Source organism: Gimesia maris (genome assembly GCF_008298035.1).
Lineage (GTDB): Bacteria > Planctomycetota > Planctomycetia > Planctomycetales > Planctomycetaceae > Gimesia > Gimesia maris.
On the sequence record NZ_CP042910.1, the window covers coordinates 3,945,877 to 3,964,408 of the forward strand.

Below are 18,532 nucleotides of genomic sequence, written 5' to 3' on the forward strand. Positions count from 1 at the left end.
CATCTTAAGTGTCTGACACGATGAATTGACGATAAATAGTATCCCGCTCATTGCCCGGAACATAAACGACTACCAGCCACTGCCGGGAATCAGAGGAGTCCAGAATACTTAAGTCCTCGAAATCACTTCCGCCTGCAGGAGACGTTTGGGAAACGATCTGAAATATACCCTGCTGTTGCCGGACACACAGATCATCCATAAAACAGACCTGTTCCTGCGACTGAACCTGATATTGCGTATGCGGCCTGTGGATGGGGGTTAATAATGCTGTGATCCTACCGGGCCGTAGTGGGGTTCCCGCGAGTCGCTCATTCAGATAAAGAGTAAATCGCTTTGGTTTTCCTTCGGTCGTTCCTTGATAGATCAATAGGATAGCATTCTCACCAAATGTCTGTTTAACCTGGGATTTCAGTTTCGTGCGACTTTCATCAGAATTCAGTTGATCGACAGTGATCGACGACCAGTCAAATCCAGCCTGTTCTTTTTGAGGGTAATTATTGACAATCCGGTTCAACTGAGGTGTCCATTGAGGCATTCGTTGATAGACAGAGTATTGTGTGGGAATGGATCCCTGGAAGAAGGGAGCCCCTACCATCCCGGGTGCAGTATTCCGGGGAGAATTAAAGCGATCATACCCCCTGCCCAACTCCGACTGATTGAGTGGACTGAATAATCCCGACTTAATTCTGGTTTCGATAGTCTGATAGGAACCTGTGAAAAGCAACTCGATCTCATTCTCCCTGACTGGTGACCCTTTGCTGTCCAGATCGACAATCGACAGCGTTTTCCGCTCGTGAGAAGCCTGCATGTAATAGTCAGAGATGATAAAAGCAAACAGAGCGACACAAATTGAAATGAATGGAAACGTGATCCAGGTGAACCGTCGTATTTTAAAGTATCCCAGCAGATAATATTCTCCTGGACCTATCATCAATACATATCCCAGCAAAATGGTTCCAATCACCCAGGTGGGAACAATCTGCAATTCTGCCGGCATGAGATCATTAATTAACATCCCGCCCGTAAAGAGAGGCTGGTATTTCAGGCTGAGCAATTCTGAAGTGGCATACGAATTATAGTTTCGGTAATTTGCCTGCCTTTCCCGCTCAAAGTAATTCTGAATCAGCTTCTTGTCATCCCAGTGATGCTGTTGATCATAATATTCCTTTTGTGACTGTTTCAGTTTCCATAAAAAAAACGGAATCCGGGCCTGTTGATCAGAAGAGAGTGATTTGTTTTCCAGTGCCTGCTGGCGCAGGATAATCGACCGTCCCCAACCGGTCCGGGTAAACAGGATCTGATTCATCTCTGAAAAGACAATTTGTCCCTTGGAATTCACTAACAGCGGAGCGCTCTCGCGGCTTTCCTGCAATGCATTGAGAAAGGCCAGTCGACTGGAGTCCGTCGACTCACCAGGGAGCACACATAAACTGCCTCCCGAACGGACCCACTGCAGAATGGCTTTCATATGACGCGATTCTAATGCATCCAGCCCCCGGGCTGTAATCACAAGAATGTCATACTGATGACAGTCAATGGGAAGCTGTGGAAAATCATCCGGATGCACGTGTATCGAATGGGTTTTCAGGTTCATCGTCAGCGGTTGCGCATCTATAATACCCTGTTTTGCGATCTCGGATGGGATCTCAATCTGTCGATTACCGAGCTGAACCAGCTCTTTGGGGCTGATCGCTTCAAATTTCAATTGATCCAGGAAGGTCTTCAGAACAGGTGGTAAATTTTCGATAAACGGATCACAGACTCCGACAGCCAGTGTTCTTTGGTGTTTGCGACCGACTTTCAGTGTATACGCATCTTTGAAATCATAACGAGTTTCAGGTGTGATAAAACTGAGGCGTAATTTTACTTCGGAAAAGGGGTTATCTACCTTCATTGAAGGCAGCATCATGGGAACTTCATGGAATCCTGAATGCAATGCCACATCATGCGACTGAAACTGTCCAAACTGCTCATTTCCATCATAGGCTGTGACCAGAAAATGCCCTTCGAGCAGATCCGGAGTAGAGACAGTACATTCCCAGACTAACGAAAGCGGTCCATTACCTTTGGGAAACTGAGTCGCCTGATGAATATCAACTGTGATCGGGTTTGACTGTGCTGCCGCCAGATGCGCTGTAAAGGCACAAGCCAGCCAGACCAGTTGCAGGACTTTCCAATTCATACGTTTCCAACCTGTTTTAATCAATCGGGTTTATGACATTGTTCCTGCCGGCCGTTTCTGGAAATACCACCATTCGCCTAACAGCAGCAAAAATGCAATAAAGGCAAACTCCCCCCAGAGGGGCTTGTCACTGTCGACTTGCGTTTGAGTCGCGGTGACAGGCACTTCACTGAATTGGATCTCATCTTCTGAAACGAGTGAAGTCTCTAAAGGGTTTAAAAGACTTACACTGATTTTGACATTCTTTGCTCCTGCACCGTTAACGGTATATTGACCAGTATGTAAAGCGGCAACTCCAGATATCCGCCCATTTTGGTCGCTTTCTGCGCGCAATTCATTTCCGGCTGGTGTCAGGATTTCATACTGAGTATCAGGCTGTAACTCCAAGGGAGGGAGAATGGGGGTCGCTGCTGCCTGGGTCTCGGAAATCCCCGCTTCCTGTAAAGTCAACTGAACCAGGTTCGATACCATAATCGGGAAGCCGACACGATAAGGCATCGTGGAGCGATCAGTATTAAACAGATAATAGTATTCCAGTTCGCCTGCATCCCGTTTCTGTAATAACAGGGGGCCGAGTCGTCCATGGATGAGGGCTTCGTATCCCAGTGCTTCCAGATCTTCCACGTTGGCATTTTCAGCCCAGACCGGTTGCTGAGAAATCTGCACATCCGCCAGCTCGACATGACGCAATAAGGATGAGCTGCGATTCCAGTCAACCACATCCGTTAGATTACTCTCCAAAGAGATCAGTTTTGTTAAATCTTCGGGAACAAAACCGACCCCCACTTTCACCAGCGCTGATCTGTTAAGATCTTTTTCTGAGGTACCAATAATCAGATCGTATTCCAGGGGAGCCGTCGAGCTTTTTTCCTGTGGATAGAGAAGCAGTTCCGGATTGTCAGCCAGCGCGTATCGATAGCTGGCCAATTCCGGATCAATATAGACCAGTAATTGTCTGGATTGTGGTATGGTGAGAAACGCATGGTTATCCGCAGCCAGACTGTCGGGTGATCGAGGTGTTAATTTCGCTTCCAATCTGGATTCCTTATCTGCAGCGATTGAAAATTCCAGTCGCTGAGAATCACCACTCCCCAGTACGATCTCTTCTCTGGCCACACTGTTGCCGTCCTGAATCAGTTCGACCTCAGCGGGGCTGTCCGCCTGTTTGGAGTTTTCAATTCGAATAAACACATCCCAGTTCCCGGACTGGTTTTTTCGTGCATTTAACGATGTGATTCCCATGTTGCCCCCTGCCGCCGGGAGTAACTGAAAATTCAGGTCAAAGGGTAAATCAAAATTCACTTCGCGGGGAAAGTTGCCATCCGAGTAAAAGAGAACCGTTTTGATGGGAGCGGTACGCGACAGAGCCTGTGTCATTCGTAACGCATCTTCAAGTTGACTCGGGACATCATCGACAGTCAAATCAGCAAGTGCTTTCTTTAAGACACGCTGGTTGTCAGTAAATGCCGTGAGTCGACGGGCTGTCGAGCTGACGGCGATCAGTGAGAACTGCTGGTCAGGTAGCATATTGTCAATCAGGTCAGTCACACGTTCTTTCGCCAGGTCCAGTCGTGTTTTGCCCGATTCAGAATCTGTTGCAGCCATGCTCGCAGAACAGTCGATCAAAATCGGTAGATATTCGGCACGCTCCGCGCCACTTTGCATGTAGGGTTGCATTAAAGCTAATACCAGAAACAGCAGCAGCAGAATCTGCAGTAGCAATAAGATACTGCGTTTAAATCTCTGGAACGGCGAATTCACCCGACGATCGTTGATCACCTGACTCCAGAGGGCCAGTGAAGGGACTCGCTGATGTGGTCGTTTTAATTTGAGAAAATAAAAGATGACCAGTGGTACCAGCAGGAACAGAAACCAGGCGCTTTGCAGAGCGTAAAAGCCAGGCCAGAAATTCATACGACCCACCCTTTCCGTCTCAACTGATCGAACAGGACATATTCCAGATTGTCGCCGCTGTTCACCATCAGAAACTTACCAGAACGCTGACGACACAGGGTCGCCAGATGCTCTTCCAGCAAGCATCTATGTTCATGATACAGGCCTAACAGGTCTCCGGCGGAGGAAATATCGAGGGTCTGACCACTTTCGCTGTCCACGAGTCGCAAATCGCCATTGATTTCCGGATTTATTTCAGAAGGTGCCAGGATCTGTACGCCAAATATTTCCAGCCCGGAACTGTAAAGCAGATTCATTGGACGTTGCAGATCGCCGAAAGATTCAAAATCTGACAGTAGAATCGCGATCCCACGACCGCGATGTGACCTGAGTACATCGTCAACCGCACTCTCGACGGGGGAATCGCCACCGGGCTCTATGTTGCTCAGAAAATCAAACAGTCTCTTCATGCTGCCACGACCGGTTGTCGGCAGGAACTGTTGGGGACGCTCTCCCCTGTTATGGCAAACATAGGCGCTGACCTTTTCAAAATTGAGTAGCCCCATTACACCAAACGCAGCAGCCAACTGTTGGCAGCGCAGAAATTTATTCTCATAATCCATGGAAGATGACGCGTCCAGAATTAATACCACATGCATTTCTTCTTCATGCTGATACTGTTTCATGAAGGGGCGGTTCAAGCGTGAGAAGATGTTCCAGTCGATGTAGCGGACATCATCGCCGGGAACGTAATTACGGTAATCGGAAAATTCAGTGCTTGTTCCTCCTTTTCCGGAGAGGTGCTCTCCACGACTGCGATTTGTCAGTCGCCGCGTGGGATTCAAGCGCATACGTTCCAGTATCGATAATGTTTTATTATCAAATAACGTTGTGAACTGTGTGAGTGGAGATCCCTGCGACACCTGTGATTATTCCTTTTCCGGTAATTCCTGACAAATTCGTTCAACCAGATCTTTCACGCTGACATTTTCCGCCTGCCCGTCATAGTTTAAAAGAACGCGGTGCTGTAATACTTCGTTGGCAAAATAGCGCACATCCTCGTAGGCCACATGGGCTCGTCCCTCACTGAGCGCCCGGACCCGGGCTGCTTTAATTAACGATTGGGCGGCACGAGGACTGGCTCCCCAATGCACAAAACGCCGAATATCATCTACGGCAAAATCGGTTCCGGGATGAGTCGAAAGGACCAGGCGAATGGCATAATCCCGGATCGGTTCGACAACGACCACCTTATCCAGAATACCTCGCAATTCTATAATTTGCTGACTGTTAAGTAGTTTCTTCAGTTCGACTGGTTGCTTCAGAATCGTCTGCTGTACGATCGTATTGAGTTCACTTCGGCTGGGAAACGGAACATTAATCTTGAACATGAAACGATCCAGCTGTGCTTCAGGAAGTGGATACGTTCCTTCCTGTTCAATCGGGTTCTGAGTTGCCATCACGAAAAAAGGTTGGTCAAGTCGAAAATGAGTGCCTGCCGCGGTTACCGTGCCTTCCTGCATCGTTTCCAGAAGCGCTGACTGCGTTTTAGGAGAAGCACGGTTGATTTCGTCAGCCAGCAGTAACTGCGTGAATATAGGACCTTTTCGAAATTCAAAACGATAAGTACCCGTCTCATCGGTACTCATGATATTCGTTCCGATGATATCTGCGGGCATCAGGTCCGGAGTAAACTGAATTCGCTGAAAGTTCAGGTCCAGCACGCGTGATAAGGCTTTGACCAGTTCGGTTTTTCCCAGTCCCGGTACTCCTTCCAGCAGAACATTTCCGCCGCAAAACAAGGCATAGAGAGTTGATTCCACCACCCGCTCCTGTCCGACAATCATCCGTGCGATTTCGGATCTGGCTTCATTGAAATTCTTTTTGAAATGGTCGGCTTCCGCCTGCAGAACAATCGGTTCTTCAGTGGTTTCTGGCTGATTCATCTTCATATCTCCACGATGTTAAACGGTCTTATTTATCTTTATCTTCGTCGGAATTTCTGCGGCGTTTTAAATCGAGCAGTCGGCCTGTTGTGCTTTGATTTCCCTCCGCACCACCTGCTGGTGGCGCGGGAGGTTTATTTGTTTTCTTGTCGGGCGGCCTGGTTTCTGTTTTACCGGGTTCAGGTGTCCTGGTTGTCTGCTGCCGCTGCTCCTGCAGTTTTGCAATGGTAGATTGCTGATTCAGCGGGTCTGGCTGACCTCTGCGTGAATCCATCTCCTCGGTAATATCCTGTTTTCGTTGCAGCAGGGCGCCCATGGTGGCTGTACTGTTTTTGTCATCTTTTCCAAATTGAAACCAGCCCTTGATGATGTACCAGTCAATTTGAATGCGTCTGATTCCCACATCCAGAGGCACCAGAATCGCTAATGCGATCAGGAACCAGTCAAAAATGGGATTGGAACTCATTTTAGGATCCCGTCGACCGTAAATATCATCGGACGTATCTTCCAGTGAGAGTCGCTTACCGCCTGTCCGTTCTGCAATCTCATCCAGCACGATCGGATTTGATCGGAACCGTAAAAACTCGGGAGAATAGGAAACGATAAATCCGCCGTTTGCGTGATCTTCCCGATCTCCTGACTTCCCGACCGATATCACCTGGTAACGGCCTTTTCCCCATAACGGAACTGTCGCCTGATAACGACGGGGGCTGACCTGCTTAAGCACAACTGTTTCCTGACGATCATGCGGACCCGAGATACGGGCTGCCACATTTAAGAACGACTCTTCTGGATGAAAGTCTTCAACCATGATTGTGGCTTTATTACCCGAAGTATGGCTCCACATCTTCAGGTGATCCTGTTTCTGTACTCGGGAGATTTTAATCATCAGCTGTTTAACGAATGCACGGTACTGATCCCAGTTGACCCAGTCGGCTCCCCAGTTGGGTGAGAGATCTGATGTGAAAGCGGCTGTGGTTCCCAGTCCGTATCGCCAGAATGACAAAATCGGGTCGATCTCACCTTCCGCTTCTTCCTTTTCAGGAGCATTCAGCACCCCCTCTGCCCGCGGTTTAATCGTCGTGAGCACATACCCATGCAATTGCGGAATAGCAGCAATCCCTTTTAAAACCGGTGAGATCATGCCCACTTCTGGGGTGATGGTTTCGTTCTGAATCATGCTCCGCTTCAGGGTTTTTGACTCTTTAATAAAAATGGAAGGCAGCTGATTGGGATCAGAAGGAAAATAGTAACGTCCTCCCGTCACTCCGGCGATATCACGCATTTTGGAGATATCCTCGCCGCCGTGCGGGAAGATGGCAACCATGGAGACACTGACTTTGTTCTTTAGAAACTGACCAATCAACTGCGGTGTGGGGGGCTGAGGATCGCCATCTGAAATGATAATCATATGCTTGGTGGAAGCATCACTTTTAATTAAGCCATTCAATCCCAGTTGCATCGTATTGGCAAAGCTGGGCATATCACCAATCTGCGCACCATTAATCTTGGGAACCATTTTTTCATAGTCGCCTGCGGGCATCAGTTTAAACAGCCATTTTTCGCCATCCATAAAATCATAGACCAGCACACCCACTTCATCCTGTGCGCCCAGCACTTTGATGGCCTGTTTGGTGATCCGTTTTCCCCAGGTATTTCCTTCCGGAAATTCGCAGGTATGCAAAATGATCGCCAGTGCCCCTTTCGGCAGGACTTTCTTTTTCGTAATGTCCATCGTAACCGGGAGCGCATCCTCGATCACGGTACGATGATAACCACCCGGACCAAAACTGTTTTCTCCCCCGACCATCATGAAGCCGATCCCCTGGTTGAAGATGGCGTCGTGAACTGCCTTCAGTTGAATGACATTGAACGCGTCCGCAGGAACATTGACAAATACAATCGCATCATAAGGCATCAGTGAGAGTGAGTCGCTGGGAAATTCATAGGCAGAGATTGTCTCTACATTTCGTTCCCCTTCACGGATGGCATTCTCCAGAGATTGCCAGTCTTTTTTTGTATTGGCAGCCTCGTCACCAGGAGTGGCAGGGTTAGTGACAATCAGAACTTTGCCTTCCCCTTCGACATAAATATAATTCAAGACTGTATTGTTTTCAGTAAGGTGGTCTTCCCCACGTTCGGTTTCGATGGTGGCAGAATATTCGTAAAAACCGGGGGTTCTTAAGTAGATCGGAATCACGTAACGGTTTTTACCCGCTTTAAATGTCACTTCCTGGGGATTACCAACTACTTTGCCGTTTTCGCGTAAAACCAGCTTGCCTTTACCTGGTTTCAGCGAAGAAAGCACAATCGCTGCTTCATAGTTTTCTCCCAGCTTGACAAACCGCGGCAGTTCCAGGTTCTCCAGCCAGATTTCTTTGTCGTATTCATAGTGCAGCGGTAGCACATCAACGGCAATATCTCGTGACTTTAACTCATCCAGTACTCGTGAAATGGAACCTTCCGTTTCAGTACCATCACTGATCAGAACGATCCTCCCCCGATTTTCTTCGGGCAGCATCGCAGCAGCCAGAGAAAGCGTCTGCTGCAGGTTTGTGGCATCACGGTCAATCCGAGAATTTAAAGCCTCATAGGGAAAGGAGACGCGGGGCGGGAGTTCGACGGCTGAGTTTCTACCAAACACAACCAGACCCGCTTCATCAGTCTGGGGTTTCCCATTCACTGTATTTATCACGAAATCTAATGCGGTTTCGACCGAAGTTTCACCGATCGAATCGGAATGATCCACGGCGTAGACGACTGAGATGACATCGCGCACGCGGACCGACCGGGGTTCTGCAATCAGCATCACAAACAGCCCCAGCATCACCAGACGAGAGATCAAGGCGGCCAGCGCCCGGCCTTTGCTCAAGCCACCATAGCCTGCTACGGACAGCCACCACACCCAGACGGAAAACAGGATTAATACAAAAGCCCACGGTCTGGCAAACAGTAAAACTCCCGACTGTTCCAGCACGATACACAAGACGGCATAAAGAACCAGAAAGGAAATCAAAGGAACCGCCCGCATCCACGTCACCGGGGTGCGTGGTCGAGGAACTAACTGGCGATAAAGTTCTTTGATTTTCATGGTATCAATTTTACGATCAATCGATTTCCCGTGTCAGCCACATATACCTGATCTTTGGAATTTACTGTAAGTCCCCAGGGAGTCAGAAATTCCCCTTGATTCATTCCTGTCTTTCCATATACCCCTAAGATTCGACCGGATAGTTCTGTTTTGGTGATGCGTCCGGCCCCATACTCGACGATATAAAGCTGATTGTGATGGCGATCGATGGCTATGTCGTACGGGTAATAGAGAGGCAAACCTCCGGTTTTCGTGCCCAGAATCTCGAGAAACTGTCCTTCATCAGAAAAAACCTGAATCCGGTTGTTTACTGCATCGCATATGTAGATCTTCCCATCATGCCAGATCATCCCGGCAGCGCGTTGAAATTCACCCGGACCGGTGCCAACACTACCAAATTCCAGCAGGAAATCCCCCTGCTCCGAAATTTTCTGGACACGGTCATTGTCACCATATTCGCTGACATACATATTACCAGACGGATCCTGAACGACAGACACCGGATAAATAAACTGGCCGGGGCCTTCTCCCAATTCCCCCAGATATTTAAGAACCTTTCCGTGTTGATCAAAGAATACAACCCGGTGGTAGTGTGTATCGGCTACGGCGATCTGGCCATTCTTCAACAGACAGATCCCCTCAGGTTTGCCAATTTCAAAATCAGGCATCTCCCATTGTCGAAACAGCTCATTTTCCGAATTATAGACCAGGACGCGCCCCGCATTATCCAGTACATAGAGTTCATCACCGGGCCCCACATTCAAACTGCGCGGCGCAGGAACCTTCAGGCCTTCCGCGGGTACGGGCCATTGGACCGTCTCGGAAAACGTCAGCTGCGGCGTTTTATCATTACAGCTGGTTTGAAAAAGGATGCATAAAAAAAGCAGCAGCAGTCGAATTGAAACACGCTCCCCTTTCAGCAAACTGGCTCGTGCAGGTCGATGATACAATGTCGGACTGGTTTGCGTATTTACACCACCGCTCAAAGTGACTTCCTCAACCGAACCGCAGAACTTCACATCCTGTACTTCATAGACCCCCTGATCGTCGCTGACAATCGACAGCTGCTCAGGGCGGGTAAAACGGGGAGGCTTCTCGTTTTCTGCAATCGCTTGACGATCGACCATGCTCAGGTCATTGACAGGCCCCAGATAACTGGCGAGCTGGCGAGATGGTGGATCATAATATAACTCATTCACATCTCCCGCAAAGACGGTCCGCCCCTGTTCCAGGCACACGAGATATGTTGCCTCCCGTAAAACCAGTTCTGGGGAATGACTCGAAAAGACGAGTGAGATCTGACGTTCCTGACAAAACTGGCGAATCACATCCCAGTAGGCAGGCCAGTGTGCCTGATCCACGTGTACCAGAGGCTCGTCCAGCACAATGACCCGCGCATGGCTCGCCAGGGCGCGGGCAACTGCCAGTCGGGAAGCTTCTCCCTGCGAGAGTTGACCTGGATATTTTGAAGCCAGAGGTTTCAAATTAAAATCATCCAGCAGTGATTCCGGTGAAAAATGCTCCAACTCGATTTGAGGGCAGACTAATGTCAAATGTTCTAATACGGTGTATTGCGGCCAGAGCCCCAGCGTATGAGGAACCCAGAACAGGTCCAGGCAGTTCGCCTGTGACGGCAATGTTTCAGTCCGTGTCACAGTCCCGCGATCAGGGCGTTCAAACTGAACGAGTAAATTCAGGAGAGACGTTTTGCCGGCTCCGGAATATCCCATGACGGCAGTCACACCTGCAGGAATCTCAAGATTAATCTCAGTCAACCGCGTACCCTTGGCCCAGTTGAGACTGACATCAGTCAGTGACCATAACAGCGATTCTGATTGTGGACTGAGTGTGGACATTATTATGGCACGAAATGATTAAATTCAGACTGGTGATTGAATTGAATCCAGATTCTTCGGACGACAGGAAACAGTATGATCGCCAGTAAAACAGGAATACAGCAGCAGATCAAACTAATTGCTGATAAAACGGATGTCTGGCCATAATGCATCAGCCCATACAGACGAACTGCTGAAGTCATACCACTGTTCGGAGCGAGGATTGAACTGATCGTCACATCCCAGTAGACCCAGAAAGCCAGGACCGCAACGGCCCAGTATTGCATGCGTCCTCTGGTCACCCACAACAGACGACCGCCGTTCACTGATTGATGAGAACAAACAGCTTGTTTCAGTAAATGTGCCAGGAATATGGACTCGTTTTGTTCCTGTTTTTGAAATATCAGCTTGATGAACACCGCCCGGGGAAACAGGTACAGCACAAAACCCAGTAAAACCGGGACTGGGGTTCCATAGAGCCAGTTCCCTGCCCGCGTCAAAAAAACAGATGCAATGATCAGCGCCAGGGGCAATGATCCAGACAAGCCCGGCACACAACATATCAAGCCGATTACCTTGATGAAACGGGATTGCGTTCGGTTAATAAAGCAGGTTGCCAATCCCCAAGCAGCAATCCCGGATGTCGTCGCATATAAGACTCCCCAGGCACATTCCTGAATGGTTCCCATGATTTGTAATTGATTTTGCAGCACAATTTTCAGAGAAAGAAATCCACCCCAGCCCAGCATTGCCAGGGGAATCAGGACTACGCAGCATGTTGCGACCGCCAGATAGCTGACAGCCGTAAATCGCTGCATTCGGTTTACTTTTGAGTGACGATGCTGTTGCAGATAGCTTGGTCGCTGTTCCAGACTTCTTAACAGATACAACACTCCCGCTATCAGTAGTACTTCAATGATCAGCGGGATCACCAGATAGACCAGCGTTTCTCTGACTGGTACCCCACCCGCCTGGGCATCAAAGATCCATACCGTCCAGGAATTCAGATAGAGTAAGGAGGCCATTTCAAATTCCTGAAAAGCCAGCAGAAACAGCAGGCACCACACAGGTACCGTGCGTACTAATGTTTTTCTGAGAAAGAAACTCCACTTTACGGGTAGACGGGAAATCGCATTTCCAGCTCTCGAAGCAGCCTTGCGGATGAAATCGGCTTCGACTGAAATTTGCGTTCCTGCAGTCATGTGATAACAGAGGAGTCCCACTGGAACGACTCTCAGTAATACCAGAATCGAATAAACAGCTTCTCCAAGAACCGGGAAATGAATCAGATGTGTCGTCAACAGCGACCAGGTATAGCCGACAATCAGCTCCGGAACCAATATCGGAGCCAGTGCCACTAGCCATACAAAAATGGTGTAGCGAGTTTCAGTTCGATCAATCAGAGACGACAGTCGCTGACAGAGGTAGACTCCAATCAGTGAAATGATGAGACTGCGTAACACGGTCACACCACAGACGGTGGTCAGGCTCATTTCAAGTACTCCGACTTGAGCCAGTCCAAGGTCCGCTTTCTCTGATTGACGAGATCAGACAGGGGGTATGCCTGTTTGATATAGGGGCGAAACTTCTGAACTTCTTCCGGTACCTGATCCCAGTTGACCTTTCCTAAGGGAATCTGACGCGACTGCGATTGCGATAACTCCAGTTCAACCTCCGCCGAAAGCAGGTAATCAACCAGTGCTTCGGCCTGCTTTCGGCGTTTTGTACCTTTGATGATGGCAACACTGTTGGGAATCAGCAGGGCTTTTTCTTCAACTAATACCGGTATTGCAGCAACAGGCTGCCCTGCATCAACGGCCACAAAATAATCATCGGTGTCCGTTAATCCGAGGATACATGCACCGGTAGCAACCAGATTTTTTACACTGGAGTTGCCGGATGTAACCTGTATTCCCTGTTCCTGTAGTGCACGATACCACTCCTGCAGTCGGGCTAATCCCCAGGCGTCACAGAGAACCGTAAAATGTGAAAGTGTCGTACCATAGAGAGGTTTTGCGATCGCGACCTGGTTCAAAGGCCCTGTGAATGTACTCGCTACATTTTCATAGGAAAGTTCATAAGAATCTGTATTGGCAATATAAACTCTCAGGCGAGCCGCAAACCCCGTCCAGTGCCCCTCGGGATCTTTGAAGGCAGCTGGAATTCTCTGGTAGCCTGGTCCCTGGTAGGGAGCCAGCAAATCCTGCTCTTTTAAAGCGGCTGTACCCAGAGCCTGGTTATTCCAGAATACATCACACCGTGGATGATCTTTTTCCCTGATGATTAAATTTGTCAGGCCCAGCGATTTAGTGGCTTCCGTATCAAAACGCGGCTCGACTTTGATGCCCGTCTGCTGCTCGAACTGTTTGAGAATCTTCTCTGAGAAAACAGCATCATGGGCGCAGTAGACAACAAGAGCTTCCTCCCGGTTCTGGTAATAAAAGACCAGTCCGATCATGACGATGGCAGCGATCTCAACAAACGCCAGCATCAACCATCCCGACCAGGTCCTGCGTCCTCTGGTTTGATTCATTTGCCGGTTGCGTTCTCTTCAGTTTTTTTCTCAAGCGAATTGAAATATTTCTTGATGCCTTCGTGGTATCCGGGAGGAATCTGTTCCTGCATGATTGCTTCACTCATTCCCTGTTTCAAATCGCCGAACAGTTTCTTGTAATCCTTACGGGCTTCTCCCCGGTCACTGAGTCCTTTTGTCTTAAAAGAGAGCAGTACTTTACCAGCTGTAATGGCAGACTTTGATTTTTCTGTTTTGAAACCTTTGTCACCCGTATCATCTTCATCGACTTTGCCTCCGCTACCCTGCCCTTCACCGCCGGTCCCTTCTCCCTGCATATCTCCCATCAACCTCGCATACAATTCCTCATAGTCTTCCAGGGTCAGGCAGTTTTCGCACGCTTCTCCATCGAGACCTGATTTATCATTTACCTTTTTCGCCTTCGACAAAGCGCTTAATGCTTCTTCCAGCTTTTTCAGATCTTTCGCCGACTGTGCAACCTCTTTTAATTCCATTTTTGCCAGATCCATTGACTGCATGGCTTCCCGAAGCGCTTCTTCCTGTGGGATTCCCTTGGATTGAGCCATCTGCATCTGCTTCATGGCCCGTTTTAACGCTGCTGCCATTGCTTTGGAATTGGTCTGCTCACGGGCAAACGATTCCATCTCTTTCATTTTTTTCTGAATTTCATTTTTCAGTTGTTCCCGTTTTACCGGGTCTGTCTCCTTTTGTAATCTCTGCAGTTTCTCTTTGAGTTCTTCCATTTCTTTCATGAGAGACTGAGTTGAGCCTTCCTGCAGTTCCTTACTCCATTTCTGCATCCCCTCTTCTTTTGACATTCCACCAAACTTTTGCGCCTGGTCTGTTTTCATCATCATGCTTTTCATGTTCTCTTCAGCCCGTTTTCGCCACTGGCTGCCGAGAGATTTCTGATGAGCCGCGAGAGTCTCTGCATTTTCCAGTTTTTTTCCGGGCACCATCTTGCGAAAATCCGATTTCAGGTTTTCGACAGCCAGTTTGACTTCTTTTGATTCTTCGTCACTGTCGCCGTCATCTTTGTTTTTCAATTCCGCGAGCCGGGCTTGCGTTGCCTTTTTCGTATTCTGAAACTCTTTGACTTTCTCCTGTTCGACTTCCGCTGCCTGAACTTTGCCAAACGGGTCAAACTGGGGGGTGTATTCCAGTAACAGGAACAGCACCAGCCCGGCAGAGCAGCAGATCGCAAAACGCCTGGCCCATACAAAAGGAACCACTTGAGTCGGTTGTATTTTCACTGCCTGCTGTTCGGCATCCTGAATCACCAGTGGTTTATAGTTCCCAATGGCTTCTTCCAGCATTGTGACTGTCAGGAACAGATCCTTGGTTTTCTGATTCTGGTCAATCAGTCGCGCTGCCTGTTCATTGTCCGGTTTGCGGAACAGTATGATCGACAGAACAACCGTCCCGACTGCAACGACTCCCAGTGACGGTAGCGTAAACCAGTCCGACAGGTACCCTGAGAATCGGCTGAAAAGCATGAGAGCCAGATACACCCCCAGTGTGATACAGAAGGATACGAAAATCTTTTGCCCCCACACGGCCAGAGCCATCCGCTGTTGAACGCGATTGATTAATCGAGTCGATTTTGTGATCTGTTCCATTGGTCTCACCTCAAAACAGGGATGAATAATGCCGGCTTCAGTTTTGGTTTGCAGACGTTCCGATAGCTTCTGCTTCTGCAGGACTGATCAGACGATCCTGGTTAGTATCATATTTTTGAAACAGAGCCTGATCAAACAGGAATTCCCGTGGCGACAGGTCTCCATCCCGGTTGCGATCCATACGCTGAAACCAGCGAGGACCATTAGCCGTTCGCGGGATCGTCATATTCTGTTGCATCGACATGGCACCTGAACGCGGTGCGAATACAAACAGTTCCGGCTTACCCAGTTCAAACGTAATTTTAAAATGACCTTTCAACTCGCTGTGATCGAGTGCCTGGTCACGATTACCATCATATTCTTTAACACGTTGCCTACTGTTTCGCAATTCCCGTGGGCTTAATCGACGATCCAGATCTGAATCAAGGATTTCAAACAGGGATTTTCCATCATTGGCTACTGTCATGACAACCTGATTCTGAACTTCGGCAGTATCTTTGATTAAAAAATCGGTTAATTCCTCGACAAACAGCATCCCGTCCTTATTTAAATCGACTTTTTGATATTCAGAGCCCGGTAAATTCAGTTGTCTGAATTCCGCTTCAGTCAGATATCCGCTTTTATCACCGTCGACCACGCGAAATCTTGTCTGATAAAATCTCACATTATCTGCCAGCAGATGACGGGTACTTTTAACCCGTAATTCCAGTAACAGCCCATCGATGTGAAATTCAATTCTGGAACTTGAAACCGTCTGAACTTCACTGACGCGATTTGTTGTTTTATTGAGAAACTTGAGTTGCGGTCGAAATGTTTGCTGTCGCGGAATATGGATCTGTAATTGAACATCTACTAAGGGACTCTGCAGGTACTCAAACAGCTCTTTGCGATTTAAAAAGCCATCTGCGTTCTGGTCTGAATCCTGAAGTCGTGCAGTATCCTGTCGAGCCTGTTGAAAGCAACTGACAGAGATTGCATCTTTTTCAGGATTGGTATATTCAATGTACTTCTTTAAGATCTCATCAATGGCTTTGTTGACCGAGCGATCATGATCCAGCCGCAGAAAAGGAGTTTCTACTTCTGCCTGACGGAATGGGCTCTGGGACACCGTATTCGATCGGTTAGAGTTAAACGGGCGTAATTCAGCCAGATTAAGGACTTCGTCTTCATCGCGATCGAACAGAAACAGTGTCTGATGACTGCTTTGCAGTTCTGTATCGCTGAGAGTGCCATTCTGATCCTGATCCAGTTTACGAAACAACTCGATCACCTGGGAGCTTCGTGATGGAACGCCGGCAATCCGAAATGCAGTGCCCTGACCGCTATGAAGATAGACCGCAATTTCGCTCAGACTGAGGCGCTGGTCGAGATCTGAATCAAGCTGTTGAAGGCGTGTCTGCGGTTTTCCTTTATCGAAACGCTGAATACCAAATGCCGGCAGAGACTTCAATTCTTTTAAATCGAGAAAACCATCTTCATCTTGATCGAGTGATGCAAATATCCTGTCAATGTAATCGTTGCTGATCGATCGGAAGTCTGACTGATCAACCAGCAGATCGAGTTCCAGAATGATCGGAGCAGTAGGTGCCAGCAAAATGACCCTCTGGGCAGAATTGTGATTGGACGAAACAGGGGGTACCTCTCCCGCCTGAATATCGGACTTTAAAAAGGGGCCAGATATTCCCATCACAAATAACACAATAATGGTTTTCGACACAGGATTCATCATCAATGATTCAATAAAAATTCGCTGCTGTTTAACAGCGCCCAGAACAGATTGGAATAAGCATGTGTTTTCTCATCTTCTGTGTTGGCAGATGAAATATAGTCGGTCAGTTTGTTCGTTTCTGATGTCGTTGGAAAACGTGATAAGGTACTCAGATAAAAAGCTTCAATTCTTTCTGCGATTGTCAGTTGGGGAAATTCTACGATCGCCGTAAAGACGTCTGACTGTTCAAGACTGGTGGCGTTTGTCATAAAAGTGCCATTCATCAGGGCCAAGGCCTGCAAAATTGTTGACCGCGGGTCCAGTTGATTTTCAGCATCCTGCTGAAACAGGTCACCAATTTCTGTCTCGGGACTGTTATTCCCTTGAGAAATGAGAAATGGATCGACCTCAGTTGTTTGCCTGAAGAATCCTGTCGCCTGTACCAGATTGGCGAAGATCTGCTCCGCCGTCAGCCCCCGGACAGGCATTTTACCATACCATTCAACCCGAGATTGGCTGGAGTCAGTCTGACGACTGGTAAGCTGATAGGCTTGGCTGTTCACGATTTCGCTTATCAGGAATTTTAAGTTGTAATCATGCTCACGCAGAGAATCTGCCAGCAACTCCAGAAGAAGCGGATGAGTGGCACGGTTCGTAGAAGAAAAATCATCGACCGGATCAACAATTCCCCGTCCGAAGAAGAGGCTCCAGACACGATTTGCTGTTGCTTTGGCAAAATAGGGGTTATCTTTTGCTGTGATCCACTCAGCCAGCCTTAAGCGTGGAGTCACCTCCCCCGGCTCCCATTCCGGGCGAAGTCCATCCAGAAAGGTGGCATCAACCAGCCGATTTGTATCGGGAATTTTAATCTGGGGAGCACGCCCCGATTGAATCAGGGGTAATCCAGCGGAAACCTGACTTGAAACTGACTGATCGATATTCGAAAAGAATGCCGTATATTCCCAGAACTGCTGCTGTTTCCAGCTGTCAAAGGGATGGTCATGGCATTGAGCACATTCAATTCGTACCCCCAGAAAGGCCCGGGAGGTTCCCGCGGCCAGATTCTCGGGCTTGAACTGTTTTACAAGATAATAAGCACGGGGTGTCAGTTCCTGAATGACTTCACTGGGCTGTCTTCGTGAGTTGGCTCTCAGTGATGTGCTGATGATTTGACGGGCGATTTCGTCATAGGGAACATTTGCCTGAAATTGTAATCGCAACCAGGCTTCAAATTCCGGAATCTCTCCTCTGGCCTGGAGATTCGTATTCAGTTCCGGCAACAGCATGTCGCGCCAGACGTTCGTGAAATGCACCACAAAACCAGGGCTCGCCAAGAGACGCTCTACCAGCTGTTCCCGTTTTTGCGATGAGTGATCTGCAATAAAACTTCTTAGTTCTGCGACGGGTGGTATTTTCCCGGCCAGATCGAGAGAAACGCGACGCATGAATTCTGCATCTGTCGAACGAGGCGCTGGAATCACTCCTTCACGTTTTTGTGCCTCTTGAATCAATCGATCAATTTCAGCGGATAACGAACCGGTTTTCTGCGGAACTTCTGAGCGTGCGGTTGCAGGAGAGACCGAGATCATTGTCTGAGTAATCAGTAATACGAGTAATCCAGACAGTCCTGCTGTCTTACGTAGTGGATCGAAACGCATTATGAGTTCTCGCAACACTTCTCGACTATCCTCAATGGCGTTGATTTTGCCTGATTTAAGGTACGCT

The 18,532-nt window shown here is 48.4% G+C and carries 11 protein-coding genes; all 11 read right to left on the reverse strand.

The window, feature by feature from the left end; genetic code table 11:
- Window positions 1-4 precede the first annotated feature (4 nt).
- Genes GmarT_RS14670 through GmarT_RS14720 form a run of 11 tightly spaced genes read right to left on the reverse strand, consistent with a single transcriptional unit; the run spans window position 5 to window position 18,465 of the window.
- Window positions 5-2,182 carry a hypothetical protein gene (locus GmarT_RS14670; protein WP_002643766.1) on the reverse strand — a complete coding sequence of 726 codons (2,178 nt, stop codon included), beginning with the start codon at window positions 2,180-2,182 and terminating at the stop codon, window positions 5-7.
- Between the two features lie 30 nt (window positions 2,183-2,212).
- Complete coding sequence (locus GmarT_RS14675; protein WP_002643765.1) at window positions 2,213-4,096, reverse strand: vWA domain-containing protein; 1,884 nt, start codon at window positions 4,094-4,096, stop codon at window positions 2,213-2,215.
- On the reverse strand, window positions 4,093-4,998 hold the full coding sequence (locus GmarT_RS14680) for a DUF58 domain-containing protein (protein WP_002643764.1): 906 nt from the start codon (window positions 4,996-4,998) through the stop codon (window positions 4,093-4,095). Before GmarT_RS14680 ends, GmarT_RS14675 begins: the two co-directional genes overlap by 4 nt.
- A gap of 6 nt (window positions 4,999-5,004) precedes the next feature.
- On the reverse strand, window positions 5,005-6,021 hold the full coding sequence (locus GmarT_RS14685; protein WP_002643763.1) for an AAA family ATPase: 1,017 nt from the start codon (window positions 6,019-6,021) through the stop codon (window positions 5,005-5,007).
- 28 nt (window positions 6,022-6,049) lie between these two features.
- The gene (locus tag GmarT_RS14690; RefSeq protein WP_002643762.1) at window positions 6,050-9,112 is read right to left on the reverse strand and encodes a VWA domain-containing protein; all 3,063 of its coding nucleotides are present in this window, start codon (window positions 9,110-9,112) and stop codon (window positions 6,050-6,052) included.
- On the reverse strand, window positions 9,109-10,968 hold the full coding sequence (locus GmarT_RS14695; protein WP_002643761.1) for an ATP-binding cassette domain-containing protein: 1,860 nt from the start codon (window positions 10,966-10,968) through the stop codon (window positions 9,109-9,111). The genes GmarT_RS14690 and GmarT_RS14695 overlap by 4 nt, the downstream gene beginning before the upstream one ends.
- Window positions 10,969-10,970: 2 nt before the next feature.
- Window positions 10,971-12,440 (reverse strand): hypothetical protein, encoded by a 1,470-nt coding sequence (locus GmarT_RS14700; protein WP_002643760.1) that lies wholly within the window; start codon window positions 12,438-12,440, stop codon window positions 10,971-10,973.
- Complete coding sequence (locus GmarT_RS14705; RefSeq protein ID WP_002643759.1) at window positions 12,437-13,480, reverse strand: extracellular solute-binding protein; 1,044 nt, start codon at window positions 13,478-13,480, stop codon at window positions 12,437-12,439. Before GmarT_RS14705 ends, GmarT_RS14700 begins: the two co-directional genes overlap by 4 nt.
- Window positions 13,477-15,099 (reverse strand): hypothetical protein, encoded by a 1,623-nt coding sequence (locus tag GmarT_RS14710; protein WP_002643758.1) that lies wholly within the window; start codon window positions 15,097-15,099, stop codon window positions 13,477-13,479. The genes GmarT_RS14705 and GmarT_RS14710 overlap by 4 nt, the downstream gene beginning before the upstream one ends.
- A gap of 37 nt (window positions 15,100-15,136) precedes the next feature.
- Window positions 15,137-16,828, reverse strand: coding sequence for a hypothetical protein (locus tag GmarT_RS14715; RefSeq protein ID WP_002643757.1), 1,692 nt, complete (start codon window positions 16,826-16,828; stop codon window positions 15,137-15,139).
- Window positions 16,828-18,465, reverse strand: a complete 1,638-nt coding sequence (locus tag GmarT_RS14720) for a DUF1549 and DUF1553 domain-containing protein (RefSeq protein ID WP_002643756.1) — start codon at window positions 18,463-18,465, stop codon at window positions 16,828-16,830. Before GmarT_RS14720 ends, GmarT_RS14715 begins: the two co-directional genes overlap by 1 nt.
- Window positions 18,466-18,532: the final 67 nt, after the last annotated feature.